Annotated in this window: 22 protein-coding genes and 1 pseudogene; 9 read left to right on the top strand and 14 right to left on the bottom strand. The window is 57.0% G+C overall.

The annotated features are described in order from the left end of the window. Positions 1 to 140: 140 nt before the first annotated feature. The 7 genes and pseudogenes from Thiofri_RS13430 to Thiofri_RS13400 form a co-directional block, all read right to left on the bottom strand. A complete protein-coding gene (locus Thiofri_RS13430) occupies positions 141 to 1,181 on the bottom strand; it encodes an Rpn family recombination-promoting nuclease/putative transposase (protein ID WP_009146857.1) in 1,041 nt (346 codons plus the stop codon). 112 nt (positions 1,182 to 1,293) lie between these two features. Next, positions 1,294 to 1,395 (bottom strand): hypothetical protein, encoded by a 102-nt coding sequence (locus Thiofri_RS13425; protein ID WP_407702944.1) that lies wholly within the window; start codon positions 1,393 to 1,395, stop codon positions 1,294 to 1,296. Positions 1,396 to 1,479: 84 nt separating this feature from the next. Beyond that, positions 1,480 to 2,373: a hypothetical protein gene (locus tag Thiofri_RS13420; protein WP_323705228.1), complete on the bottom strand. Its 894-nt coding sequence runs from the start codon at positions 2,371 to 2,373 to the stop codon at positions 1,480 to 1,482. A gap of 336 nt (positions 2,374 to 2,709) precedes the next feature. After that, positions 2,710 to 3,315, bottom strand: a complete 606-nt coding sequence (locus Thiofri_RS13415; protein WP_009146860.1) for a hypothetical protein — start codon at positions 3,313 to 3,315, stop codon at positions 2,710 to 2,712. A gap of 32 nt (positions 3,316 to 3,347) precedes the next feature. Then, on the bottom strand, positions 3,348 to 4,076 hold the full coding sequence (locus Thiofri_RS13410) for a hypothetical protein (protein WP_009146861.1): 729 nt from the start codon (positions 4,074 to 4,076) through the stop codon (positions 3,348 to 3,350). Positions 4,077 to 4,438: 362 nt separating this feature from the next. Continuing rightward, a pseudogene (locus Thiofri_RS13405) lies at positions 4,439 to 4,655 on the bottom strand (DUF2887 domain-containing protein); the annotation flags it as partial. Further along, the gene (locus Thiofri_RS13400; protein ID WP_009147233.1) at positions 4,652 to 6,901 is read right to left on the bottom strand and encodes an STT3 domain-containing protein; all 2,250 of its coding nucleotides are present in this window, start codon (positions 6,899 to 6,901) and stop codon (positions 4,652 to 4,654) included. The gene Thiofri_RS13400 and the pseudogene Thiofri_RS13405, both read right to left, overlap by 4 nt. A gap of 505 nt (positions 6,902 to 7,406) precedes the next feature. Here Thiofri_RS13400 and Thiofri_RS13395 point away from each other — a divergent pair. From Thiofri_RS13395 to Thiofri_RS13370, 6 genes are all read left to right on the top strand, one after another. Next, positions 7,407 to 7,982, top strand: coding sequence for a GspH/FimT family pseudopilin (locus Thiofri_RS13395; protein ID WP_051023767.1), 576 nt, complete (start codon positions 7,407 to 7,409; stop codon positions 7,980 to 7,982). After that, complete coding sequence (gene pilV / locus Thiofri_RS13390) at positions 7,979 to 8,530, top strand: type IV pilus modification protein PilV (RefSeq protein ID WP_009147235.1); 552 nt, start codon at positions 7,979 to 7,981, stop codon at positions 8,528 to 8,530. The genes Thiofri_RS13395 and pilV overlap by 4 nt, the downstream gene beginning before the upstream one ends. 85 nt (positions 8,531 to 8,615) lie before the next feature. Then, positions 8,616 to 9,530, top strand: coding sequence for a PilW family protein (locus tag Thiofri_RS13385; protein ID WP_009147236.1), 915 nt, complete (start codon positions 8,616 to 8,618; stop codon positions 9,528 to 9,530). Between the two features lie 100 nt (positions 9,531 to 9,630). Next, positions 9,631 to 10,173, top strand: a complete 543-nt coding sequence (locus Thiofri_RS13380) for a pilus assembly PilX family protein (RefSeq protein ID WP_255324661.1) — start codon at positions 9,631 to 9,633, stop codon at positions 10,171 to 10,173. 72 nt (positions 10,174 to 10,245) lie between these two features. Beyond that, on the top strand, positions 10,246 to 15,735 hold the full coding sequence (locus Thiofri_RS13375) for a PilC/PilY family type IV pilus protein (RefSeq protein WP_009147238.1): 5,490 nt from the start codon (positions 10,246 to 10,248) through the stop codon (positions 15,733 to 15,735). 74 nt (positions 15,736 to 15,809) lie between these two features. Continuing rightward, entirely contained in the window at positions 15,810 to 16,265 is a 456-nt protein-coding gene (locus Thiofri_RS13370; protein WP_009147239.1) for a type IV pilin protein, read from the top strand. 246 nt (positions 16,266 to 16,511) lie between these two features. Here Thiofri_RS13370 and Thiofri_RS13365 read toward each other — a convergent pair whose 3' ends face one another. From Thiofri_RS13365 to Thiofri_RS13350, 4 genes are all read right to left on the bottom strand, one after another. Next, entirely contained in the window at positions 16,512 to 16,712 is a 201-nt protein-coding gene (locus Thiofri_RS13365) for a hypothetical protein (RefSeq protein ID WP_040855098.1), read from the bottom strand. Between the two features lie 226 nt (positions 16,713 to 16,938). After that, entirely contained in the window at positions 16,939 to 17,727 is a 789-nt protein-coding gene (locus tag Thiofri_RS13360) for a PD-(D/E)XK nuclease family protein (protein WP_009147241.1), read from the bottom strand. Between the two features lie 123 nt (positions 17,728 to 17,850). Beyond that, positions 17,851 to 18,174, bottom strand: coding sequence for a type II toxin-antitoxin system RelE/ParE family toxin (locus Thiofri_RS13355; protein WP_009147242.1), 324 nt, complete (start codon positions 18,172 to 18,174; stop codon positions 17,851 to 17,853). Between the two features lie 3 nt (positions 18,175 to 18,177). Beyond that, positions 18,178 to 18,450 (bottom strand): ribbon-helix-helix domain-containing protein, encoded by a 273-nt coding sequence (locus Thiofri_RS13350; protein WP_009147243.1) that lies wholly within the window; start codon positions 18,448 to 18,450, stop codon positions 18,178 to 18,180. A gap of 351 nt (positions 18,451 to 18,801) precedes the next feature. Here Thiofri_RS13350 and Thiofri_RS13345 point away from each other — a divergent pair, with 351 nt between their 5' ends. The 3 genes from Thiofri_RS13345 to Thiofri_RS13335 all read left to right on the top strand — a co-directional run bounded on the left by Thiofri_RS13345 (position 18,802) and on the right by Thiofri_RS13335 (position 20,952). Continuing rightward, a complete protein-coding gene (locus Thiofri_RS13345; RefSeq protein WP_009147244.1) occupies positions 18,802 to 19,230 on the top strand; it encodes a hypothetical protein in 429 nt (142 codons plus the stop codon). A gap of 472 nt (positions 19,231 to 19,702) precedes the next feature. Then, positions 19,703 to 20,293: a Uma2 family endonuclease gene (locus tag Thiofri_RS13340; RefSeq protein ID WP_009147246.1), complete on the top strand. Its 591-nt coding sequence runs from the start codon at positions 19,703 to 19,705 to the stop codon at positions 20,291 to 20,293. A gap of 230 nt (positions 20,294 to 20,523) precedes the next feature. After that, positions 20,524 to 20,952: a hypothetical protein gene (locus Thiofri_RS13335; protein WP_009147247.1), complete on the top strand. Its 429-nt coding sequence runs from the start codon at positions 20,524 to 20,526 to the stop codon at positions 20,950 to 20,952. 363 nt (positions 20,953 to 21,315) lie between these two features. Here the strand turns inward: Thiofri_RS13335 and glgC are convergent, their stop codons facing one another. The 3 genes from glgC to Thiofri_RS13320 all read right to left on the bottom strand — a co-directional run bounded on the left by glgC (position 21,316) and on the right by Thiofri_RS13320 (position 24,533). After that, on the bottom strand, positions 21,316 to 22,569 hold the full coding sequence (gene glgC, locus Thiofri_RS13330) for a glucose-1-phosphate adenylyltransferase (protein ID WP_009147249.1): 1,254 nt from the start codon (positions 22,567 to 22,569) through the stop codon (positions 21,316 to 21,318). A gap of 236 nt (positions 22,570 to 22,805) precedes the next feature. After that, entirely contained in the window at positions 22,806 to 23,840 is a 1,035-nt protein-coding gene (locus Thiofri_RS13325) for a hypothetical protein (RefSeq protein ID WP_009147250.1), read from the bottom strand. A 102-nt stretch (positions 23,841 to 23,942) separates the two neighbouring features. Continuing rightward, the gene (locus Thiofri_RS13320) at positions 23,943 to 24,533 is read right to left on the bottom strand and encodes a hypothetical protein (protein ID WP_009147251.1); all 591 of its coding nucleotides are present in this window, start codon (positions 24,531 to 24,533) and stop codon (positions 23,943 to 23,945) included. Between the last annotated feature and the right edge of the window lie 85 nt (positions 24,534 to 24,618).

Raw genomic sequence — 24,618 nt, 5'->3', positions numbered from 1 at the left:
CTGCCAGGGCTTGGGGATGCAATGGCGCGACCTGGTTGGCTGCCCCCCCCCGAGGCGCGAACCTCAGGGCTGGTTGGCGGGGCCAGCGCTCAGGAGGGATCAGTGTTGGGAATTACGTATATGTCCCCGGAATTCGCGTCTCATTGCTCGGCGGCGGTGTGCAAGGCGACCAGCCAGGCTTCAGCGTCGGTGCAGAGCAGGAGTTCCTCGGCGAGATCCTCGAGTCGCTGTGCTTCGGCGATTTGCTCCAAGAGCGGCTTGCTCTGTTCGGCGGCTCCTTCACCGAAGCGGCGGTGGATTTGGCGAACGAGCACGCGACGCGTCCCTGTGGGGATGCCCTTCTCGATCCCCTTCTCGATCCCCTTCTCGATCCCCTTCTCGATCCCCTGCTGTTCCCACTGATCCGCCCAGGAATCAACATTGTCTGCAATCATGGTGTAAACCTCCGCAAGATCGTTGAAGGATGGAAACTGGGCTCCGGGCAGGCGCCGGGGCAAAAACACCCGCGCAAACCACTGGGCAAAGGCACGGCGCAGGCTGACATGTTCGGGCGCGCTCAGCCAAGCGATTAGCGGTTGTAAAATCGCCAGCGCTTGTTTGACACCCCGGCTGGCCTCGAGTTGAAACAGCGCGGTGCAAAGATTGCGCGTCGGTAGATTGCCCTTCTCGGCAATTCGCCGCTCATCGAGCAGCAGATAGCCAGATTGCAAGCAAAAGGGCCGCAAGATCCTCGGCCCTTGCGCAACCAGCGGCTCGAGGCTGGTCTCGGCATTCCAGGGCGAGGCGCCGTTGTAGAGCACCACCGGCAAGACCGGTGGCAGCTGATCATCGACCTTGACCGTCTCGGCGCGAATCAGATCCTGATACAGCAGACCGATGTAGGTCGGAATGCGCACCGCCATCCAGTGATCGATGCTCGACTGGAACTCGAGCAGCACGTAGATGTACAGCCACTCACGGCCCCAGCGCACGCGCCAGATGATGTCATCGGCCCGATCACGCAGATCGTCGCTGACATAGCTGCTGCTTTGCTGCTCCAGGGTGCCCAGATCCAACTGCGCGAGCCACTCGCCAGGAATGAATCCACGGAGCAGATCGCGCACCATGGCCGCATGGGAGTATAGCAACTTATAGCTGCCGTCATGGCTCGGGTCGCGGCAGTTTGGTTGCGGTTCGCTCATGTGACACAGGTGGCTTGGTCAATATTATCGCTGGCACTTCGAACCGACCAGGAATGATGCAAAAAGCCCCCACCGATCTCCCGCCGCCTTATCGTCAGGTGACTCATCAGTGTCAATGACGCTCGTTCTCGCCTCCAAGCAAATCCTCAACCCGGGTCGCATCAAAAATGCCATCAAGCCAGAGATCGAGTTGCCCCTCGGGGGCGGCGGCGATGCGCTCTGCAGCCCACGGTGACAGCGGACCGAAGCGGCGGGTTAGCAGGCGGTGCAGAGTGATGACGGCAGGTCTGTCAGAACGTCAGTGGAAAATGGTCTCGGGCGTCTCGGCGGTGAGGATCCGCCTCGACCACTGCAACAGTTTTTCAGGTTCGGCGGTCTCGATGCGCTCACGGTGGGCGGCGATGGATTCCGAGCCGAATTTTTCTTCTAGCAGCATCATCAAAATCGTGGCTTCACCCTGCTGCATGCCCTGCTGCATGCCTTGCTGCATGCCCTGCTCAATAAACCGATCGGCAAACGCGCTCATGGTCTCGATCTCCTCGGCATAGTTTTGCTGGTAGCGCTGGCGTTCATTCTCGTCAAGGTTGGCATAGATGTCGACAAAGTCGAGATATTTGATCTGACGCTCGCGGTCGGGTTCCAGCGTGCGCAGACCGCGCACCGCTTGGGCGTAGACCTCGACTTTCTCCTCGGGCGCATAGTGCATGTTGGGCAGATTCAACCGCGCCACCAGATTGTGACTATCAAAATAATCGCGCGCCTTGAGCCCAAAGAGCGGCCAGGCCAGATAGCTGAAGTGCAGATACACGCGCGTGTCGCTGCCCAGGCTGAGGCTCTCGCGGAACTGTCCGGGGTGCAGGAAGATCACCACCGGCACTACCCGCTCTGTCTGGTAGAGTTCGGCGATGTCCACGCAATAGTGGATCAGGCGATGGATGGAGAAGCGCCCGGGCTCGGTTTCTTCCTCGAACACAAACAGCAGCGCCTGACGGTGACCGTCGGGCCATTCCAGCAGCAGCGGCACATCGAGTTCGCGAAAGCGCTCGCCAAGACGTTCCTTCAGCTGTTCCTCGCGCAGCGGCAGGATGCGCACGTCATCGCCCAACCGCGCCGCTTCGCTCGCGGCGGCAAACTCAATCGCCTGGCGTGGGTAGTCGAGGATGAGGTTCTTGAAGTTCTGGTCGTGGCTCATCGGGGTTCCCTATCCGCGGCCGCTATTGGCCATCCGGGGCTTGGCGCTCATCAAGCGAGTCTAACCGATTCACCTCGACAGCGGGAGGCTCCCGATAGGGTTTCATCGGCATCGGCGTGTGCCGTGGCTTGAGGGGGTTGGCTTGCGAAATGAATTCGAGACTGGCACCAAATGTCTATGGCAAAGGTCTCGCCGCGACATTATTCATGCTTGTCGGCTTGGTCTTGTTCCCAAGCAAGGTAGGCTCCGGCATCGAAGGACAATTGTTCGGCGAGTGCTGACATGGGCAAGCTCCTGATGAATTGCTGCTAACGGAATCATAACGTCTGGTTCATGCTACCAAGCGCGCGGTGTAAAATCAGTCGAATTGACGATTTGTGCCGAATCTCCGGTAGCCCGAATGCTGAACAGACCCTGGTTAAGCAGCATGTTTTCGGCACCGGCATCCGCCGTTAACCAGGCCATGGCACCATAGAGGCGATTGTCGGCATAGCGCGGCAGCCAGGTTTTGAAGGCATTCATGCGTTCAATGAATTTGCGCACATGATGGGGTTTAAGAGTGGTTTTGACTTCCACCACCACCACCTCGTTACCATTATGAGCCAAGATGTCGAATTCGTAGTTGCGCCCGTCGGGCAGACGTCCTTTCAGGCGGGTTGTGGTGTCGGTAATGGCGATGCCACGAGCTTGCAGCAGATTGACCAGATCGCCATCGACCAGGGATTCCATCAGTTTTCCCCATTGGCTTTCGAACAGGTTTTGCAGTTCCTTCATGCGGCGATCCGTTTCCTGAAACTTGCGGTCGGTTTCCTTAAACTGTCGGTCGGTCTCCTTAAACTGTCGGTCGGTTTCCTTGAACTGTCGGTCGGTTTCCTGAAATTTTTCGGTGGTTTCCTGGAATAACCGCCAGACATCATCTAGCGTCGGGTTGGCTTGGGTCATCTATTGATCCTCATGTCGTGGGCTTTGGTGGTTTAAATCTGGCGATAGCGATGGCTGCGGCAAGCGTCCGGTTTGAACGTCAAAGCGGATTCGCGCCTCGGCGGCGTCATGGTCATGGGGTTCATCGGCGCGACGGTGTTGGTCGATGAACTCGGGGGACAGCACCAAGCTCGGGGTGGGCTGTTTCCGGGTGGTGGCAATGACTTCTTCGATGCGCCAGGGCTTGAGGATGGTTTGTGGGGCGAGGCGCCGTTGTAGAGCACCACCGGCAAGACCGGTGGCGGCTGATTACCGACTTTGACCGTCTCGGCGCGAATCAGATCCTGATACAGCAGCCCAAAGAGCGGCCAGGCCAGATAGCTGAAGTGCAGATACACGCGCGTGTCGCTGCCCAGGCTGAGCGACTCACGGAACTGTCCGGGTTGCAGGAAGATCACCACCGGTACTACCCGCTCCGTTTGGTAGAGTTCGGCGATGTCCACGCAATAGTGGATCAGGCGATGGATGGAGAAGCGCCCGGGCTCGGTTTCTTCCTCGAACACAAACAACAGCGCCTGGCGGAGCCCGTCGGGCCATTCCAGCAGCAGCGGCACGTCGAGTTCGCGAAAGCGCTCGCCAAGACGTTCCTTCAGCTGTTCCTCGCGTAGCGGCAGGATGCGAACGTCCTCGCCCAGCCGCGCCGCTTCGCTCGCGGCGGCAAACTCAATCGCCTGGCGTGGGTAGTCGAGGATGAGGTTCTTGAAGTTCTGGTCGTGGCTCATCGGGGTTCCCTATCCGCGTGCCGCTATTGGCCATCCGGGGCTTGGCGCTCATCAAGCGAGTCTAACCGATTCACCTCGACAGGGGGCATCCAATAGGGTTTAACCGGCATCGGCGCCTGCCGTGGCTTGAGGGGGTTGACGCGCGAAATAAATTCGAGCCTGGCACCAAATTTTTTGTGCCAGGGGATGCGTTGGTCGCGATGCATGGCAGGAGTTTAGTCGATCTGCCAGGGCTTGGGGAGGCAATGGCGCGATCTGGTTGGCTGCCCCCCCCCCCCGAGGCGCGAACCTCAGGGCTGGTTGGCGGGGCCAGCGCTCAGGAGGGATCAGTGTTGGGAATTACGTATACTGTCCCCGGAATTCAAATTTTTGGTTGAGGGCTGAGCTTGGAATTCCACCACAAAGGTCGGACCGGCGTGCCCGTCAGGTTCGACCAGGCCATCGAGCCGGCGCTCGATGCCTTTGATGGTCAGCGAGCAGGCTTTTATAGGGGCCTTCCAACACCAAGCCACCCGTGAGCACCCGGAAGGCTTCAGGGCCGCTGCGCAGGAAAAGATAAATCGGGTGGTGGGTCTTCATGGGCGCGTAGATCGCCAGTCGCCATGGGGCGGATGGCCATCTCCTGGGACGGGACAATTGGTTCTTGAGCTTTCCCCCTCAACTTTCCATACCGAGTAGTCAGGTAGTTTGATCAGCGTCGGTGTAAAAAAGCGCGAATCATACTCCCGCTCAAAAAAGAGCTGGGTAAGCAGCGTGCTGGCGGTGTTTGCACTCGCGTAAACGCCAAGCTTTGCCGCAGGGATCAGGTGAACCGAAAACCCATGTCCCTCATGGAAAGTCAGCCGTTGCAAGCGCGCTTGATCGAGCAGGGTCGCCTGCTGGAGATAACTGTCTTGCCGCCCAATACGAATCTGTCCCCGCTGCAAATCGATCATCGTCGGCCCGGCGCGACTCACAGCCTCAAACACCCCGTCGTCTCCACCCTGTAACTGTCGCAGCGGGAGAAAAACCGCCGGCGGGCTGTTGCGTTGGGAAAAATCCCAGCGCCCCAGCACATACCAGGCTTCGCTCAGCAGCAAGTCGTTCAAAAACAGATATGTCGGCCGCGTCGAACCGGGAAACAAAAATGCCAGTCGTTGCGCGGTTTGCTCATCGCTCAGCCCGGCCGACTCTAATAGCTGCTGGCGTGCACCTTCAACGCCAAGCGCGAGCAGGCGTTGCAGTCGTGCCATCCCCAGCCCCCAGTCATCTGGGCCATTTCCGAGCATTGCATTGGCCTCATGCAGTCCGGGTACCCCATGCGCGACCACGAAGGCGATCCAGTTTGCCGCCAGTCGCGGGTCGGCCGTCGTCAGCGGAAAATTCAGTGCGTACTGCAGCGGTGCGGGATGATAAATCCCATCTCCCAGCGTGCCCCTGTCGGCATAATGCGCCAGTGGATGTCCATGTCCCCAACTGGCCCAAATAACCGCATCCGGTGGTGTGTGTTCGCGCAATTTGACCATGGCGTCAAAAAGCTCCGGCGCCCGACGGGGCACCAGTCCGTCGTAAGCCTCGGTTCGCGCAAGGGCGACCGCACCCATGCTGACGAGAACAAAGCCAAGTAACCCTGTGCGCCACCACCAAAGTCCGGGCGCATTCCAGATCACAAAGGCCACAAACCCCATGCCAAGGCCAAAAAGCGGCGCAGCAAAAATCATAAAGCGCGCGGCCGAGAACGAAAGCAGGGCGACCAGCACCAGCGCCACCAGATAGAGCGCGCGATAGCGCAGGGCAATCAACAGCCCCAAGAGACCAGTCATGGCAGCATTGAAGGGCAACCAGCCCCCCGCCGTGTCGCGCGCGAAACGCGCCAGCGGCACGCTCATTTGCTCCGACACCGCTGCGCCAGTCGGCCTGAAGACCGAGGTCTCGTGATCGCCGATATAGCGGTAGATGCTCCCCAGCTTGCGCAGGTACTGAACAGGGTCCAGCAGCTCCGCCCCCTTCCAGAGACCCAGCACTAGCGCCAGCCCCACCAAGCCGATCACGAAAGGCAGCAGCGAGCGCGCCGAACGGCTCGCAATCCGCCCCAGCGCGACCAGCATCGGCAAACCAGCCAGCGCCAGCACGGGCACTTCACTTTGGTCCCACCACCACAGAAACAACAGCAGGCACAGCGCCCAGGCAGCAAAAAAGCCCAGTGCCCGGCGCGTCCGCGCGGCCTCCCCGCAGGCTAGCGCCAAAAATGGCAACAGAGCGGCAAAAAACACATTGAGCGGGTCCGTCTCATACCAGCCAACCCCGCTGCGGGAAACCAGAAAGGGCGACAAAAGCGCAAAAAACGCACTGGCCAGCCCCATGATTTCGGCACTGCCGGCGCGACTGCCGCCCGCCACCCAATCCAGCCGAACCGACGCCCCAAGCGCGCGCCCAAGCAGAAAAGCCGGCACTGCGAGCAGGGCGCCCAGCACCGGAGGCAGCAGAATCGCAATCCACTCAAGCGACACGGTAAACGCCCGCGCAAGGCCTGCGGTAACAACCGACAGCAGCGGCGGTGTGGCCGCACGCTCAAATCCGCGCGGAATCTGGCGATTAGGATCGAATGGCTGATAAGTCCCGTCCAGCAAATCGCGGGCGATGTCCAGATAATAATAGCCATCCACCCCAAGCAGCAGGGGCCGAGTCTGCTGGGCAAAAAAGTAGCGCTGCGGGTTCTCCAGCCAGATGGCAAGACTATCGATGCGAAGGAAAAGCCCGGCGACCAGCGCCATCAGCAACCCCAGAGCCACGGCAGCATGCCGGAAATCCAATATCCGATTCTCGCCCAAGGTGCTGCTAGCCATGGAGCCCAGCCGTCAAGCCCCAGAAACCCAAACTACAAAAATACCGAGGCCGCGAACTGAGTGCCAGACGATACAGCCGAAGACCAAGCACGGCGCCAGCTCCAAAACCAACCGTCCAGCCGGAAAATACGACCTTTGGTCGCCGCAATCGCTGCTTCATCATTTAACGACCCCCGCCGGTCCTTAACAGCCTGTTCGGCGCCCATTCCTTTGCTAAACTTCAAAGGTAACAAGAAAACCCAGGCATCGGCCACGCCAGACGGCGACCGGAAGGCAGGAAAAGCCAGGGCATCCACTCGGTGACCAGACCATAGCCAGCCGAGACGATTCCGTAAAGGCATCTGCTCTTCCCGACCCGAGAAGAGGCTTCGCCGGTGAGATTAGTAAATACCCCATCACATCGTCTTGCAACCGCGCCAGAGTCGAGAAACCCATGCAGCCATCCCGATGCTTACCTGCACCATCCACGGCCGCCTCAACCGCTCCGCGAGCAACGGCAACCGCTGTGGTTCGCCCCACCGGCACCAACCCGACCGTCCCGCGCCGCGCAGCCCGTGGTGTCACGCTGATCGAGCTCATGGTCACCCTTGCGGTTGCTGCCATCCTAATGACAGTTGCTGTTCCAAGTTTCGAGAGCGTCATCAAACGCAACCGTGCGGCTGGCGTCACTAACCAATTTATGCAATCGCTGCGTCTCGCGCGTTCCGAGGCTGTCAAGCGCGGTCGCAATGTCATTGTCTGCCCTTCTAAAAGTACAAGCGGCGACTCGCCCACTTGCGATGCTGATGCTGTCTGGACTGATGGTTGGATCATTTACGTGGACGAAAATAGGGACAACGCCTTCAATAGTACCGATGCCCTTATCCGGGTCGGTCAACTGAGTAGTCCCAATGTGCAAATCATCGCACCCTCACGATTTGAGAATTATATTGGCTTTAGGCCGACTGGCATGAACTTCGGTTCCGATGACCTTTCAAAGGGGACTATCCGACTATGCGTCTCTGATGAACGACGCGAAATTACAATTAACATTACAGGTCGCATGACTCTTGAAAAACTCGAAAAGGGTGACTGCGAATGAAAACGATCTTTAACCGGTGCAGTGCAACGCATCAGGGCTTCACCCTCATAGAAGTCCTAATCGCCGCCATCGTTCTCGCCGTTGGACTCCTCGGCATGGCTGGCTTGAATGCCACCGCGCTCAAGCTCAGTAACGGTGCCCAGCAGCGCACCCAGGCCAGTCAACTCGCTTACCAGATGGGCGATGCGATGCGTGCCAATTCCGGCTATGCCGAAGGCTATCTCGGCAATCATAGCGTCGATGCTTGTAATCTCTCCTTCGCCCGTGCCGAGGGCACAGAACCAGCGGAAACTGTTGACAAAGCAGTCGCGGAATTAATCATCGATGACGAAATCGCGCACTGGGGAAATCAACTCGCTTGCCAGCTCTCATCTGGCGAAGGCGTTATCGCCAGAAATGGCACCCTTTATCGCATCACCGTATGCTGGGACCACAGCCGCGAGGAAACTCTGGACAAAGACGGTAATCCCACTGTCGAAGTCGACCCATTCTGCGACCAAGAAGGCCTCAAGGGCACCATGCATTTCACCTATGTCACCGATCTCTGAGCCCATATCTGGCCCGATACCAAACCGACTCCCAGTCATAGCCTGATTATCGATTGCGCGTCGACCAGGCACAGGAAAAAGGACCATGTCAACCCAACGCCTTCCAAACCGCAGAACGCAGCCAGCGCGTCAAACAAGCCTTTCGCCAATCGGCTCGATGCTGGAATCTTGCTCTCTTTGCCGCATCCCTAATCGGCGCGTCATTCTTCGACAGCGCGGCGTCACGCTGGTCGAATTAATGGTTGCCCTGACCATTGGGCTCTTCCTAAGCGCCGGGGTAATCGCGCTTTATCTCGGTATGACGAGCACTTACCGCGTGACTGAAAGCCAGGGCGATGTTTCAGAAAACGGCCGATTCGCCCTTGAGATGCTCGCCCGTGATATTCGCCAGGCCGGTTATGACCCGCAAAGCCCAGCCGACCAACCCTGGGTTGAAGACTACATTTTTGGCTGGGACGACACCAATCCCACCATGACAGACGATACCGGAACAACCACCTGGACAGCCAACGATTGGGAATCCGGCACCGACGCCATCCGGCTTACCCACGCGGCACCGGAGGTCGGCTGCAATCCGGCCACCGATCTATGCACTGAAGAAGACCCGATCGATTACATCTACTACATCGGTACCGACTCGGACGGTACCAATCTCGGATTGCGCCTGACGAAAATCGATCCCAATGAGTCTGCACCTGACACGAATGGTTTGATCCCGAACGTGGTCGACATGCAAATTTTCTACGCCACCGGGAAGCGGATCGACAACTTTACCAGACCGGTTCTGGATAGCGGATATCGCCCAGCGAATGAGCTGGCCGCTGAAGATTGGGAGAATGTTTTTGCCGTCAAAATCAGCCTTCTGGTCAAAAGCGAGAATACCAATGCGATGGAGGAACCGATGACGCTGAATTTTGATGGCACCTCCTGGACCGCACCGGACAAGGCGCTTTATCGCCAGTTCCATGGCTACGCCACCATACGCAACCGTTTGCCCTGACCGCTACCGACCTAGAGATCAAGCCATGCCAAAATTTTCAAGCCCTTGCTTGCTCGCCACCAGAGCGCGTTATGCGTCCCATCGAACCCAATCCGGTACGGTGCTCGCCATCACTTTGGTGTTTCTATTGCTGACCACCATCGTCGGTGTCACTGCGATCACCAACTCCACCTTCGACGAGCGCATTGCCGGCAACCTGCGGGATCGCAACAACGCCTTCGAGGCCGCCGAACTGGCGCTGCGCTATGGCGAGGCGCTGGCGAACCCGGCCCCCAATGCGCCTGAAGCGTTTCAGCAGAAATCAAAGGACGCGCCCATTTATCACGGCGATCTTGACTATTTTGCCAAAGATTGGGATGAAGATACAGCACCCCGCATTGAGCGCAACATGGATGATCTACAGAAAAACACGCCTTCAGGAGACGAGGGTGATGCTCCGGGACTCGTGGACTTCCCGCTGATGGCAAAGCTGCCACAGTATGTTATTCAAGAAGGCGGCGGCAACAACCGCGCTGTGAAGAATGCCTTTGGCTGGAACAAGAGCCAGACAGCGTATTACACCGTGACTGCTCGCGGCGAAGGGGTCAATTCACCCGCCGTGGTGGTCTTGCAAACCGGCGTCCTGCGGATGGAGTCCCAATGAGACACCAAGTCAAGCCCTCTGTCCCCAATCGCGAGTGCAACAAAATCAGCCGGGTAACTGGAGTTTAACGTAATGACCATGTCCCCATTCTCCCTTGTTCTATCCCGTCGCTTGCTGACCCTGGTCAGTTCCGCGATGACAGCCCTGGTATGCGGCTACGCGGCCAATCTTTCCGCCGATGAGCCACCAATTGCCCAATATCCGCTTTACGGCGGCGGCGGTGTGAATGCCCCGCCCCTAACAATGTTGGTCATGGGACGCGACCATACCCTTTACTACGAAGCCTATAACGACGCATCGGACCTGAACGGCGATGGAGTGCTCGATGTCGGCTATAAACCCAATATGATCGGCAGTGATGGAAATCGTGTCGATTATTTTGGCTATTTCGACTCCGACCTTTGCTACGACTATGACACAGGGAACGGACGCTTTGAGCCGACTGGTCAAGCATCGACAAAAAAGTGTAGCGGCAACTGGAGCGGCGATTTTCTTAATTATTTAACGACGTCCCGAGTCGATGCGTTGCGCAAGGTTCTTTATGGCGGAAAGCGCATTATCGACCAAGGGCCAGATACCGATAGTTGCACCGGCACGGACTGCTTGACGGTGCTTGAGCGCTCCTACATCCCGCAGGATGCGCATAGCTGGGGTAAGGAGTACAAAAGTATCGACCATGACGGGTACGACATCGCCGATTATACTCCGTTGTCGGCGCCACCTGACGGGATGCGTCATTTGTTCGCAAATACGACGCTACTGAAAACCGGGAACAAAGAACCCTTGCTGCGGGTTTTGCCAAACTCAGCATACCGTATCTGGGAATGGGTAGCCATTGAACGGCCAGTGGCAGGGGATAAATGCTTAGATGGGGGAAAAGGGCCGAGTTGCGAAACATCTGGCGGCAGCGATTGGCAAATTTTGCCGTCTTCCTATATGAGCAATCTGACCCAGACAACTTTCAAGCATGATGATGGCCATCCAGATAGTCTCTTGGAATTTGATACCATGGTGGCAACCTATGCGACAGAAGACAATCTGTGCGGCACTAAGACGGTATCCACGATTGACGGCACCGGAAATCCGTTTGCTGGTGAAAACGGCTGTACCAATGACAAGTATCTAACGATCTTCCAAGGCGAACTCGATATCCCCGAAGACGGAACCTATACTTTCGGCATCAACGGTGACGATGCCGTCGACTTGCTGATTGACACAAATGGCGACGGGATCATGGAACCTGTTGTTGGTTGGTATGATGGTCATGGCGCAGGAAAATGTAGCGATCACTCCGGCAACATCACCCTGGATGCTGGTACATACGATTTTGTTTTTCGCCATGAAGAAGGGACTGGAAGCGATAGCTATTATCTGTGTCGAAACCAGGAAACATCATCGTCGGAGATGACCGACTATATTGTCCGCGTCGAGGTCTGCGATCACACCTACCCGGATGCCGTCTGCCAGGATTACCCCGCTGGCACCAAAAAGCCAGTCGGCGTATTGCAGAGTTATGGCGAGAGCGATGAGATGCTCTTTGGTCTGCTAACCGGTTCCTATGGGGAGAACATGGCCGGTGGCGTGCTGCGCAAGAATATCGAAAGCCTCCAGGACGAAATTAACCCTCTAACCGGTCAGTTTACTGATGCGGAGGGTATTGTTCGTACCATCGACAAATTCCGTATCGTCGATTTTTCTATGAATCAGAACTATCAATATACCGGGGGTTGGCGCACCACCAGTTCCATGGCGACTGGTGGCTATTTCCCGGACTGGGGCAATCCCATTGGAGAAATGGTCTACGAGACGCTGCGGTATTTTTCGGGGAAGGAAAGCGCGACCTCTGACTTCATGCCGGGCCTGACCAGCGGCAAAGAGCGTGTGACGCTCAAGGATTATGACGGCGACTCTTATTTCGATCTGCCGGCGCCCGATTGGCGTGATCCCTATCGCCGCTATACGGAGGAGGATGGAACTTATACCTTGATCGAAGAGGATTTCAATAACAAGTTCTGTTCGCCAGCAGCGCAACTGATCATCAGTGATGTCAATCCGTCTTATGATACCGATCAAGTTCCAGGCAGCCCGTTTGGCAGCTTTAGTGGCGATATTCTGGGGCTAGATGCCGCTGCTGAGGCTAACATCATTTCGAGCGCGGAAGGCCTCTCGGGATCCTATTTTATCGGTCAGTCGGGCACCGAGTACGACGGCGCGCCCAGCGCAAAGACGATTACCGGACTCGGCAATATTCGAGGCCTGTCGCCATCCGAGCCGACCAAACAGGGCGGTTTCTATACCGCCGGCATTGCGCGCTACGGTTATGAGAACGATCTGCGCGAGGATATCGATGTCGATGTTGAGCAAATAATCAACACCTTTTCCGTTGCGCTGGCATCTCCTTTGCCGCGCATCGATATTCCGGTTGGAGACGGGCAGGTCACCGTCGTGCCCTTTGCCAAATCGGTCGGCGGCAGCAGTATCAATGCCGCCCAAGGGCAATTCCAGCCAACCAATACCATCGTCGATTTCTTTATCGAGAAGTTTGCGAACACGGCCGAAGACGACTCGGACGCCGATCCTGATGAAAACGAGGGGCGTCCCTACATCAAGTTTCGCATCAATTATGAGGATGTCGAGCAGGGCGCCGACCATGATATGGACGCTATCGTCGCTTACGAGTTGAAGGTTGACGACAGCAATCAACTGATCGTGAGCCTGGACTCGGAATATGCCGCCGGCGGCATCATACAGCACATGGGCTATGTCATTTCTGGCACCACAGCCGACGGCGTCTATCTTGAAGTGCGCGATGAAGACACGGGCGAGGGGAGTGATCCGGACTACTTCCTCGATACGCATGCCGGTCAGGCGCCCGGTGCCTGCACCAGCGCGCCATCCAGCGGCGACTGCAACGACCCACTCCCGCTGAATGCCACGCGCACCTTTACGGTCAGCGACAGCGCCGATGTGGCAACCGTGCTGGAGAGCCCCCTTTGGTATGCAGCAAAATATGGCTCGGGCGGCACGCGCGAGAAAGAAAAGCCCTCTGAAAACTACTTCCTCGTCACCAATGCCGGCACCTTACAGGAGCAACTCGACGAGGCATTCAAGCGCATTGTTGACCTTGGCAAGAAAAGCGTAGCAACTGTTGCTGCTACTCCCAACCAGACCACGGAGGCCGATCGTTATTTCAAAGCCAGTTTCGACCCTGAGGGTTGGTTCGGCGACATTGAGGCGCGACAATTGGATGACGACGACAATCCAAACAACGACCCGGTCGACTGGGCTGCAAGCAACCAGTTGCCCGCAGCGGATGATCGCAATATTTACACCTCCTATCGGGATGCGAGTGGTGGCACCCAGGGCGTGACCTTCACCGTCGCTGATTTGACGTCTTTGCCGTCGGAGCAGAAAGCCACCCTTGGCACGACAGCAGAAGAACAGCAGGATGTGCTGAATTATCTGCGTGGCGATCAGACCAAGGAGCAGGAAGATCCTGATGAGCTACCGTTGCCGGGAGAGTATCGCCAGCGGGAAATACTCATCGGCGACATCGTCAATTCCAGTCCGATTTTCGTCGGGGCAGTGGAAGACTTCGGCTATGCGGAACGCACCGCCAGTACCTCAAGGTACAAGACTGCGTTGCCGCCTGAAACCCCAGGTGCGGCCAGCTATAGTGGTGATGCGGCGGGATTCGTCGAGAGTTCAAAAACTCGCCAGCCAATGATTTACGTCGGTGCGAATGATGGCATGCTGCATGCCTTCAACGCTGACACTGGAGTGGAGGTGTTCGCCTATGTGCCCCGTACGCTGTTCCCAAAGCTGAAGAAACTGTCAGAGCCTGACTACAATGACACACTGAAACATCTTTACTACGTCGATGGAACGCCGCAGGTGAATCAGGCGTACTTCGAAGGCGACGATGAGGTGGTCGCGGGTTGGCGTTCCGTGCTGCTTGGCAGCTTGGGTGCAGGTGGTCGCGGGCTTTTTGCGCTTGATGTCACGGATCCGTTGCTCTTCGATGAGACCAAGGTGCTGTGGGAGATCAACACCAACGACAGCGATTTTATAGAACTTGGTTACTTGGTTAACCAGATGCCGATGGAGCAGTGGGCGGTCGGGCGCTTGTATTCCGGCGAATGGGTGGCAATTTTCGGCAACGGCTACGACAGCCTTGCGAACGAGACCTACAAAACGCTCGCCTGCGATGATCCGTCGGATGAAGATGGCCCGAAGTGCGAACGTATGGGCGCTTATCTGTTTATCGTGAATATCGAAACGGGCGAATTGATCAAGAAAATTCGTGCCCCCGCACCGCAAGGGGCGAGTGGGGACGCACGCAACGGTCTGAGTGCAGTCGGGTTGATTCAGGACCGCAACGCCCATGTCGTAGCAGCCTATGCCGGCGACCTCCTCGGCAATCTATGGAAGTTCGATCTTTCCAGCGCCAGTTCGGATGACTGGGAAGTCGCTTATGGTGGCGAGGGTGATGAACCGCCGTTGCCCTTGTTTACCGCGACGGACGCTGACGGAAACCCGCAACCCATTGTCGCTCCGGCCCTCGGTGGCGATCTGGGCGAAGGCGCGGGCTACATCGTGAACTTCGGCACTGGCCAGTTCATGCGCGAGGGCGACGAGCGGGAGCCGGTCTCACCCGACACCTATCAGGTACAGTCAGTCTATGGCGTTTGGGACGCTTACTCGCTGAGTTACGACGAGGATGACCCGGATGCAACCGGCGAATACCCCAGCAATGTCGGTGAGCCGCCAACCTGGAAAATCGACGAAGCTGGCATTGAAGAACTGGTGCTATCACAGGATGGCGGTACAACGGCCAACATGAAAATAGACGAACTCAGCGAACCAATTCCCAGCCGCGACAGCCTGAGTCTTGGACAGCAGACCATCGAAGCGGAAGTCAAGCCAGATGGTTCGGATGACATCTGGTTGGTGATCAGCCAGGAGCCATTCGTCCTAGGGCCAGAGGCGACGCCACCCGACGACGACCCGCTGCCGACTCCGCAAAAACGGGGTTGGTTGATTGACCTGATCGTCGAGGATGGAGAGGCCCAGGGAGATCGGATTATCAGTACGCAACAGAATTTGGCCGGTTCAGGTTATATGACCTTTACGGCTTTGCGGCCGGACCCGGCGAGTGCAGGACAATGCACGACGGGGGAGACCAGTACGATTCTCTGCACGGTTGATATCCGGTCAGGCGCCGGTCCGGGGCGGCCATTATTCGACTTAAACGAAGATGGTAAGTTTGACGAGGATGACTTGGTCCCAGTGAATGGGGAATTGGTGCCACCAAGCTGCAAGGAAACAGAGCTTTCCGGGGCGCCGCGCATTCTGCTGCCCGAGTTGCCAGAGTTCGATGAGGAACGCGACGATGTGGATCGGGTTGAGAGCAATTGGTCCAAAACCGCAACGGTTGCAGATTACACCGCCGACCAACTCGACGCGAGCCCGCCCGCATACACGCTTATCATGTCGGACGGCTCCAGGATAAAGATACGAGCACCCATCCCGGGTCGGCAGGGTTGGCGACAAATCCGCTGATTCACTTTGCCGGCGGTCTGTTTTATCAGCCGCCGGCTTTTCATTTTTGAACTCAGGTTTTCCGAGGAACGGTTATGCAAAACCTCCGCCATTGGCAGGGCTTTACCCTGATCGAGTTAATGATCACAGTCGCCATCGTCGGCATCCTCTCCGCAATCGCTTATCCCTCCTACCAAGAGTATGTGCTCAAGTCGTGGCGAGCAAATGCATCGGCATGTTTGCTTGAAATGGCAAATCGAATGGAGAGGCGATTCACCGGTCAGGCCAGCTATGCTTCAGCTCCAAGCGACAATGATGATTCAGATTTACTGGACTCGGGTTGCGCGGCAGAGGGGAGCATGGGGGAACGATACAATTTTGTCCGCGTAGATAATGATGATGGTTCGGTCTTCGAGATCAATGCGGTGCCTCAAGGGGTGCAGGTGAAGGACAAATGCGGCACCCTGACCATCAATCAATGGGGGCAGAAGGGCATTGACCCCAACCCCGCAACTAGCGGCGAGACGGCTGGAGATTGCTGGCGCCGTTGAGAAAACAACGTCGAGGGGCCTGAACAAAAAGGCGGGCGAAATTGGATATCTCCTCACAAAAGAGGCAAGTCTCCCCCCCAGCACAGGAAACTGATCGTCTTATGAAAGTGTCGGCGCAGTAATCCGGTCGCCGATTTCAGGAATCCGACCGTCAAATTATGGAAACCGACCGCTTGGTCAGGCGGCTGTCGTAAAACCTTGGCGATCTGGGTAATCGGCTCAATCGCCTGCGTGATGGCGCGCGAATCAGTGATCCCGGCGTTGTTTGTTTAGCCAGGCTTCGATGAGATCGGGGTCGAGTCCTTTTAGGCGTGTTTCTGGGTCAAACCGCTTCAGTACGTCGTCGGGATCAAGCCCCTCTAGGCGTTCCTTGGGATCGAGTTGGGGCAGGTAACCCTTGAGCCATTCGCGGGCTTCGCGTTGCATGTCTTCATAGGTGTAAGCCATGTTGCCTTCTCCAAGTATGTGGTAGGACATCTGGTTGCGCAGGTGCGTGCCCACTTCGCTGCGCGGGTGGCACTGTGCAAGCGCGGTGCGTCGGTGTGCGTGATCGCTGGCGAACTGGCCTTCTGCGACGTGCGGAACCGTTTTGCTGATAAGTGCAAAGCCTTGGGCGTTCACCGAACGATTGTTCCGGCTGGGTGGTTGCCAGTTGGTTTGGGTATCAAGCGCGTCACGCCTCGTTCGAGACCTCCTCAGGTTCGCCGTAGGTTTCAATCCCCAGACGCTTGGCGACATCTATGGCGCGGCTGTCGATCATCGGGGAGATGACGATCAGCCGATTCGCCTGACGGTCATGGCGCCGCTCGTAGAATCGAGCCTTGCGCTCGAAGCTGTAGATGCCTGCTTTGTCGATTGAGGACGTGAGTTCGCACATAATCAGCAGGCCGTTGCGGATGATAACGTCGAGTTCAATCTGGTCGGGGCGACCGAAGACCTCGCCATCGTCATCGTATTCGCAGACATTGAGCACCTCGACGCCGAAGGTCTTCTCCAGAATTCCGGCAAGCGCATCACGAAAGGCTTTTTCTGAGCGCAGCCCCCAGCGCGCGCCCAGGGAGCCGATGCTGCGGTCAAGGCGTTTGCCCAGCGCCAGGCTTTCTTCATGCAGGGCTTTGAGTTCTGCCTGATTGGCGTCCCACTTGCGGTTTTGCTCTTCCCATTTGCGGTTTTGCTCTTCGCGCAGGGCCGCCAGCTCGGCTTGGTTGGCTTCCCATTTGCGTTCGGCCTCCAGGTGTTCGCGCTCCAGGCGTTCGTCATTTTTGCGCCACAGTGCATCCTGGCGCTCGCGCTCGCGGCGCATTTCCTCCAGCGTCTGATGGAACCAGTCGCTGGTTTCCGCGCGTGGGCTGTAGCGATGATTGGTCAGCGCGAGAATGGCCTCGCGAAAAGCCGGGTCGGATTCGAGCCACACGGGCAGTTCGCGCTTGACGGTTTCCTTGAGTGATTCGAGCGTGCTCATTCGGGGACTCCAGAACGATATGAGAATATTTTGCTGCCTTGAGTTTAGGTCTATTTCGGCTGCTGTGCCGGCTGACAAATCTCCCAGATCCATAAAATCATGCCGCTTTCTTCCGTCGCGGCGCTACGCTTGCCCCCCAAAGAATTCTTCTCTTAAATGCGCAATCTGGTGCATGCGCTGATGCAAAATGGTTACGATACCAACATCGCCGTTCGACAGCCTCTTCCAGTAAACGAAGTGTCGCTCATAGCGAAAGAAAAATCCGTCGACCCCGAAGTCCGCAGGGACGGGTTTCGAATTTACTCCATGTGCATCAATGTTCTCGAATGTCTCGAACAGCCCGTTGATGTAGCGATTTGCTTGCGCCTCGCCCCATTTGTCTCGCGTGTAGCGATAGATCTCATCCAGTCGCCAGGATGCCGCCTCTTGGATGCGCACGGTGGGCATCGCTCAGGTGCCTTTCAGGTCACGGCGGGTGTTGCGTGCGATCACATCCGCTGCTGACAAGGGCCTATAGGCCGTTTCAGGCCCGGAGAATGCGTGAACTAGCTCGGTCTTGAGCCGCTCGAATGCCGCTTGCTGCTTGCGCTCCATGTCGCGTCGGATCAGGTCACGCATATACTCGCTAACATTCTCGTAGGCGCCATCATCGCTCACGTTCGCCGCGACGAACTCACTGAGCGTCGCGTTAAGGCGCACCGTCATCGTTGTGGTTTGGGTCATACTCGCAACCTCACGTAGGATTACTGTATTCAATATAAAAGATAAAAAATACGGGCGCAAACCCAACAAAAGTATGCGTGAGAGAAAAGCGGGGCCGCATTCGCTGAATCCTTACCCTCGAAACAAGCAAGAAACGCCCGTCTCCTCTCGGCTAGGAGAATGCGGCGGAATACGACGTGACGCGGGAGGACATTCAGGCGGCATTGGCGTTTGCCGGTGAGCGGCTGCAAGAAGAATCTTTTTTGATGTGCGCATCAACGCTTCAGCGGTTCTTCCACACGCTAGCCGGAGACTTCTTCGGATTTGCGGTAGGTTATACTGTTCCGATGAAACTCCCAGCGGAGGATTCTCGTGAGCCAAGCTAATCCCACCTTGGACGATGTGTGGCGACTGTTTCAGGAAACTGATCGCCGCTTTCAGGAGACTGATCGTCTCATGAAAGAATCGGCAAAAGAAACCGACCGCCGATTTCAGGAAACCGACCTCTTGGTCAAGCGACTGTCGAAAAACCTGGGCGATCTAGGTAATCGGCTCGGCGAATTCGTCGAGCATTTGGTGGCGCCTGCGGTGGTGCGCCTGTTTCGTGGCCAGGGTATCGAGGTGCACGCTGTCTATCCAGGGGTGTCGGCCAAGCGCAATGGTGAGGCGTTGGAGATTGATCTTTTGGTCGTCAACGAGGGGGCTTTGATCGCCGTGGAATGCAAGAGCAAGTTAACTTGCGAGCATATTGACGAACAACTGGCACGTACTCGCCATCGTCGTCGTATTCGCAGACATTGAGCACCTCGACGCGGCGCATTTCCTCCAGCGTCTGATGGAACCAGTCGTTGGTTTCCGCGCGTGGGCTGTAGCGATGATTGGTCAGTGCGAGAATGGCCTCGCGAAAAGCCGGGTCGGATTCGAGCCACGCGGGCAGTTCGCGCTTGACGGTTTCCTTGAGTGATTCGAGCGTGCTCATTCGGGGACCCCAGAACGATATGAGAATTTTTTTCTGCCCTGAGTTTAGGTCTATTTCGTCGGCTGTGCCGGCTAAAAAATCTCCCAGATCCATAAAATCATGCCGCTTTCTTCCGTCGCGGCGCTACGCTTGCCCCCAAAGAATTCTTCTCTTAAATGTGCAATCTGGTGCATGCGCTGATGCAAAATGGTTACGATACCTGTCAAGTCCCCGCAGATGGGTAGCCCTTGGGCCGGTTCGTTTAGCCCCTGAACTCATGCGCTTTTTGAATCTTTGTTGGTGGAGATCCCTTCCATGTCCGCACTTGCTGAACAGTTACCTTTCCACGCTGAGGCGTATCTTGCCTGGGAGGAGGAGCAGCCGGAGAAGCATGAGTATTTTCAAGGTGAGGCATTTGCCATGGTAGGGGCGCGGCAGGAGCATGTTTTGGTTTCGTTGAATCTTGCCGCGGCGCTCAAGCAGCGCTTGCGTGGCGGCCCTTGCCGGACCTATGTCGCGGACATGAAGCTGCGGGTGGCGGCGGCGGATGCGTTTTTTTATCCGGATGTGATGGTTTCTTGCGATGCCCGTGATCATGCCGCAGCGCTTAGTCTGGAGCATCCGCGTTTGATTATTGAGGTGCTCTCGGCGCGGACCGAGGCCTTTGACCGTGGTGCGAAGGCTTCGGCGTATCGCCTGTTGCCGTCGCTGCGCGAGTACGTGGTGGTGGACATTGGCGCACGCCGGTTGGAGGTCTACCATCGCACCGATCAGGGCGATTGGCACTTGCGCGACTGCCTGCCGGCTGAAGGCAGCTGCCGGTTGGCCTCGCTGGAACTTGAACTGCCCTTCGCGGAGATTTTCGAGGATATGCCTATTGTTGGTTCCGCGCCGGAAACCGAGTAAGACGGTTGTCGCCGGAGGGCGGCCCGAACAAGCAACAACCGCGAGGTTGGTTCATGGCCATGCAGCGCGCGCCACTTTAGCCCGCGCGCGGGGCGGCGCGCACTCCGTTCGCCATGCTGTCTGGCCGGCACCCATGCAACCGCGCTCGCGCGCGTGTTCCATCGGTTGACCTGATTCGGCTAAACTTCGCAGTATTCGCCCTCAAATGCCGCACCACCGGAGACCAACCCATGGCCCTTGCCGAAGAAGATTTTGACCGCATTGGCGCCTTTGTGAAGGAGCATATCGCCACCTGGCTAGCGGAGCAGAGCCTCGGAAAGCCCCCGGTGGTTTATGAGATCGAACTGCGCGAGCGCATGGTGCGGGTGGAGGAGGAACTGAAGCATCAGCGGGAGTTGATGCGGGAAGGCTTTGAGCGGGTCGACAAGCGCTTTGAGGAAATGCGCGAGGACATGGACAAGCGCTTCGAGCAGGTTGATAAGCGCTTCGAGCAGGTCGACAAGCGCTTGGAGCAGATCGACAAGCGCTTCGAGCAAATGGATCAGCGTTTTGACACCATGCTAAAGCGCCATGATCACCAGTTCATCGCGCTGGTAACCCTGATCAGCAGCGGGATTGGCCTGGTGATCGTCGCTTTGCCGTTTCTGTTGCGGATTTAGAAGTGAATGGCCTCGCGAAAAGCCGGGTCGGATTCGAGCCACGCGGGCAGTTCGCGCTTGACGGTTTCCTTGAGTGATTCGAGCGTGCTCATTTGGGGACCCCAGAACGATATGAGAATATTTTGCTGCCTTGAGTTTAGATCTATTTCGGCGGCTGTGTCGGCTGACTGTGGCGCCATTGGCGATTTCGATCAATTCTCCTACGCTTGTCTCGGATCCCCTGGATTTCGATGCTCGTGACTTTTCTGGCGACAGCGGCGACCAGTACCAGCAGGGTACTGGTCGAGTCCGCAGAAACGCATGCGCACAATGTCATGGGCGACGGCAACCCAGCTGGAAGTGCTCGCCGAGCGTTTTCGCGCCTCAGACTGTGATCGTTGAAATCGGAATCGGCGTGCGGCTTCCCTCGACCACGACAATGCCGCTGTCGCTCACATGGTAGTGCTTCCTGTCTTCCTCATGATCGTAGCCAATGACGGAGCCATCTGGAATACGCACGTTTTTTTGCAGAATACAGCGGCGCAGCTTCGAGTGGCGTCCAATATCGCAGTTGTCGAAGATGACGCAGCCCTCGATCTGGCATCCCGCATGCACAAAAACGTGCCGACCGAGAACGGAGTCCCTGACGAGACCGCCAGAGATGATGCAGCCCCCGGAGACGACCGAATCAATCGCCTGTCCGCGACGATTTTCGTCGTCAAACACAAACTTCGCCGGTGGGTCGGGATAGCTCGCGGTGCGCAGTGGCCATTCGCGGTTGAACAGATTGAGTTCGGGTGAAATGGCGCGAATATCCATATTGGCGTCATAAAAGGCATCAAGGGTGCCGACATCACGCCAGTAAGGAATCTTGTCAGGTTCCTCGCCGGGGATTTTGTTCCTGTTGAAATTGTAGGCAAACATCTCGGCCTGACCGATGGCCTTGGGTAGGATGTCTTTCCCGAAATCAAGGGTGCTGGTGGGATCTTCGTGGTCCTCCTCGATCATCTTCAAGAGCCTATCCGTGCTGAAGACATAGTTGCCCATGGAGGCATAGACGCGGTTCGGATCGCCGGGAATGGTCGGGGCATCGGCGTTCTTCTCGTGGAATCCGATGATGCGCCCGCTCTGGTCGGCCTCGATGACGCCGAAGTCCTTGGCGAATTTCTTGTCCGTGGGCAAGGCCGCGATGGTGACATCGGCCTGCTTGCGCTGGTGATACTCGATCATTTCCCGAATGTTCATCCGGTAGATATGATCCGCACCAAAGACAACGACGATATCCGGGGCGGATTGCTCGATGAGGTTGAGATTTTGGTGCATGGCATCAGCGGTGCCTCGGTACCACTCCTTGCCCTCGGCGCGCATTTGGGCCGGCACTGGTATCAAGAACTCATTTTTGAGAATGCCACCGAACTGCCACCCATCGGCTAGGTGCTGCTGCAGGGACTGGCTGCGAAACTGCGTCAGCACGTAAATGGAGTAAATCCCGGAATTGACCAGATTGCTGAGCACGAAGTCGACAATTCGGTACTTTCCACCAAAGGGCACGGCCGGCTTGGCACGGTCATGGGTCAGTGGATAGAGTCGCTTTCCCTCGCCTCCGGCGAGCACAAATGCAAGAACTTTGAGCTGCATATCGCCTCCTATGCTGTGGGGTGAAATTGATGCGGTGATCGATGGGTTTTCAGTCCACGGAAATTGAAAGTCCGTCTGCTTGAAGCCCTGTTGAGCCGTTGGTCTTGACCCCTTGGTCGCTCCCTTAACAAGTTTAGACGGCAAAGGTGTAGATGGCTGCTGAGGCAGGAAATTCGCGCAGGCGGGATATGGAATTGGCGCTCACTCATGCGACTGTGGACCGACCTAGCGACGATTCAGGTGCGCTTGCGGCAATTTAGCAAAACTGATTCGAAGGGAAATAGCTCTCCGGGCTTTGGAAGGCACATTGGCGATAAAGCCGGCGGCCCCGACGAGTCTGGCGCAACCGGGAGGGCACCCAGCTCGCGCTCCAGTTGATCGAGGTGCTTAAGGAAGGGTTGCGGGCCAATGCGGCGGAATCGGTCCAGGGGTAGGGGATCGGCGCGCCCCTGGGTTGCCTCTCGGGCTCGGGAGAACTCGGCTCCTGCGGCTTCCCTTCGGCCCATGCGCAGTTCTCCAAGACCGCGTAGGACCGCCAGTTGGGGCGAGCGCTCTACCGAAACAGCAGCTGTTTTTTCAAGGAAGCGCTCCACGGCATCGGGCCTCAGGCTGGCAGTTGCCCATTGGTCCCGCCAAGCCAGGTATTGCTCGTTGGATATGCGCTCGATATGCCAATCTTTGAGCAGCTCGGCGTGGAATGCCTGCACTGTTCGGGTGCTGCCCAGAACGACCAGCAACAGGCAGGTCAAGAGACTGACTGGCACCCAGGGAGAGCGGGGCGTTTTGCTTCGTCCCAGGCCCACGCCCAAGCCGATGAGCGCGGACAAGAAAAAGAACAGGGCGTCCAAGAGCTGGAAAAAGATCCACCAAGGGGGCGTCAGAGGGCCCTGCTGCATGGTGAAGCTGTGCACGGAACCGCCGGTCATCACTTCCCGGAAACTGCCTTCAAGGATGGACCCGATCAGAAAGAAAGGGTCCCATCCTTCCAGGACGAAAGCGGGAATCAGCATTTGCCCACCGTAAAAGGCGAGCAGCAGGCCGGCCACCAGAGAAAGGCGCCGTGAAAAACTCAGCTCATCCAGTCTGCGGCGGGCCAGCAGGCTTCCAAGGGTGCTCCCGAGCACGCCCCCAAATATCATGCCCTGAATTCCCGGGAGAAAAAACCAGACCAACAAGCGTCCGTACCCGCTCAGCAGACCTAAGGCCAGCGCCAGGAGGAAGGCGGTCAAGTAGACTGCGTGCAGTGTCTTACCGTGAAAAAGCAGTTTCATGCTCCGGGTTTGTTATACCGAAAATCAGTTTGGGATTGGTATACCAGTGGTCGGTCTACGGATACTGATAGAAATACAGCTCTGGCCTTATGGCCGGGGTAGTTAGCTTGCGTTTATAAACTTGCCATCAATCAAGGTTTTCTTTTCCTCTAAACCCTGACTGCCAAATGGCAGCAGAATGGATTGGCCATCTATGATCGCTTTGGTTTGGCCGCTGAAATTTCCGATCAACTCCCAATTCTCCGAGCGCATGGCATCGGCTGGTCGCGCTGGGGGGTGATACGCAACAATGTTGACTTGAAGATTGATTAATCCATCTCCGAGCACCAGGACAATCTCAGGAAGACCGTCGGCGTCAAAGTCATGCTGACCCGCTTGCAGAAAACAGGATGCGGCAATCTCGTCGCCTTCGATACAGTCGCTACCGGAAAAATCGACAGGCAATCTGCCGGCGACCTCGAGTTTTTCATACAGAACAAGGTAATCCATTCCGTTTGGCGAGGCTGTTTTCACGATCAGCGAGTCTGGTTTGATGGCCGTTTTAAATTCAAGCGTCAATTCGGACGGGGCAAACAAGTCGTCGGGATGATTCCAGACAGCGGTCTGATCGATGCCTTGCAGCAGCGTCCCGGCGGCGTTGGCTGCGAACGCCACACAAGTTAGCATTAGGAGCAAACAGTCACGCGCTTTCATGCAACATCCTCCGATTTGATTATGTGCTCAGCACCAGTTGCAGTGCCCCTTGGTCCCAGAAGTCCGACCTGACTCGATAAGGACG

The sequence above is a fragment of the Thiorhodovibrio frisius genome, from assembly GCF_033954835.1.
Taxonomy (GTDB): domain Bacteria; phylum Pseudomonadota; class Gammaproteobacteria; order Chromatiales; family Chromatiaceae; genus Thiorhodovibrio; species Thiorhodovibrio frisius.
This window is presented reverse-complemented; position numbering and strand designations above follow the sequence as displayed.

Coding starts and splice junctions, on each gene's coding strand:
- Thiofri_RS13365 (WP_040855098.1), bottom strand. CDS start 16,712: ATGGCTTACACCTATGAAGACATGCAACGCGAAGCCCGCGAATGGCTC.
- Thiofri_RS13320 (WP_009147251.1), bottom strand. CDS start 24,533: ATGAAAGCGCGTGACTGTTTGCTCCTAATGCTAACTTGTGTGGCGTTC.
- Thiofri_RS13385 (WP_009147236.1), top strand. CDS start 8,616: ATGTCAACCCAACGCCTTCCAAACCGCAGAACGCAGCCAGCGCGTCAA.
- Thiofri_RS13350 (WP_009147243.1), bottom strand. CDS start 18,450: ATGACCCAAACCACAACGATGACGGTGCGCCTTAACGCGACGCTCAGT.
- Thiofri_RS13430 (WP_009146857.1), bottom strand. CDS start 1,181: ATGAGCGAACCGCAACCAAACTGCCGCGACCCGAGCCATGACGGCAGC.
- Thiofri_RS13360 (WP_009147241.1), bottom strand. CDS start 17,727: ATGAGCACGCTCGAATCACTCAAGGAAACCGTCAAGCGCGAACTGCCC.
- Thiofri_RS13400 (WP_009147233.1), bottom strand. CDS start 6,901: ATGGCTAGCAGCACCTTGGGCGAGAATCGGATATTGGATTTCCGGCAT.
- Thiofri_RS13370 (WP_009147239.1), top strand. CDS start 15,810: ATGCAAAACCTCCGCCATTGGCAGGGCTTTACCCTGATCGAGTTAATG.
- Thiofri_RS13410 (WP_009146861.1), bottom strand. CDS start 4,076: ATGAGCCACGACCAGAACTTCAAGAACCTCATCCTCGACTACCCACGC.
- Thiofri_RS13415 (WP_009146860.1), bottom strand. CDS start 3,315: ATGACCCAAGCCAACCCGACGCTAGATGATGTCTGGCGGTTATTCCAG.
- Thiofri_RS13340 (WP_009147246.1), top strand. CDS start 19,703: ATGTCCGCACTTGCTGAACAGTTACCTTTCCACGCTGAGGCGTATCTT.
- Thiofri_RS13335 (WP_009147247.1), top strand. CDS start 20,524: ATGGCCCTTGCCGAAGAAGATTTTGACCGCATTGGCGCCTTTGTGAAG.
- glgC (WP_009147249.1), bottom strand. CDS start 22,569: ATGCAGCTCAAAGTTCTTGCATTTGTGCTCGCCGGAGGCGAGGGAAAG.
- Thiofri_RS13355 (WP_009147242.1), bottom strand. CDS start 18,174: ATGCCCACCGTGCGCATCCAAGAGGCGGCATCCTGGCGACTGGATGAG.
- Thiofri_RS13325 (WP_009147250.1), bottom strand. CDS start 23,840: ATGAAACTGCTTTTTCACGGTAAGACACTGCACGCAGTCTACTTGACC.
- Thiofri_RS13420 (WP_323705228.1), bottom strand. CDS start 2,373: ATGAGCCACGACCAGAACTTCAAGAACCTCATCCTCGACTACCCACGC.
- Thiofri_RS13375 (WP_009147238.1), top strand. CDS start 10,246: ATGACCATGTCCCCATTCTCCCTTGTTCTATCCCGTCGCTTGCTGACC.
- pilV (WP_009147235.1), top strand. CDS start 7,979: ATGAAAACGATCTTTAACCGGTGCAGTGCAACGCATCAGGGCTTCACC.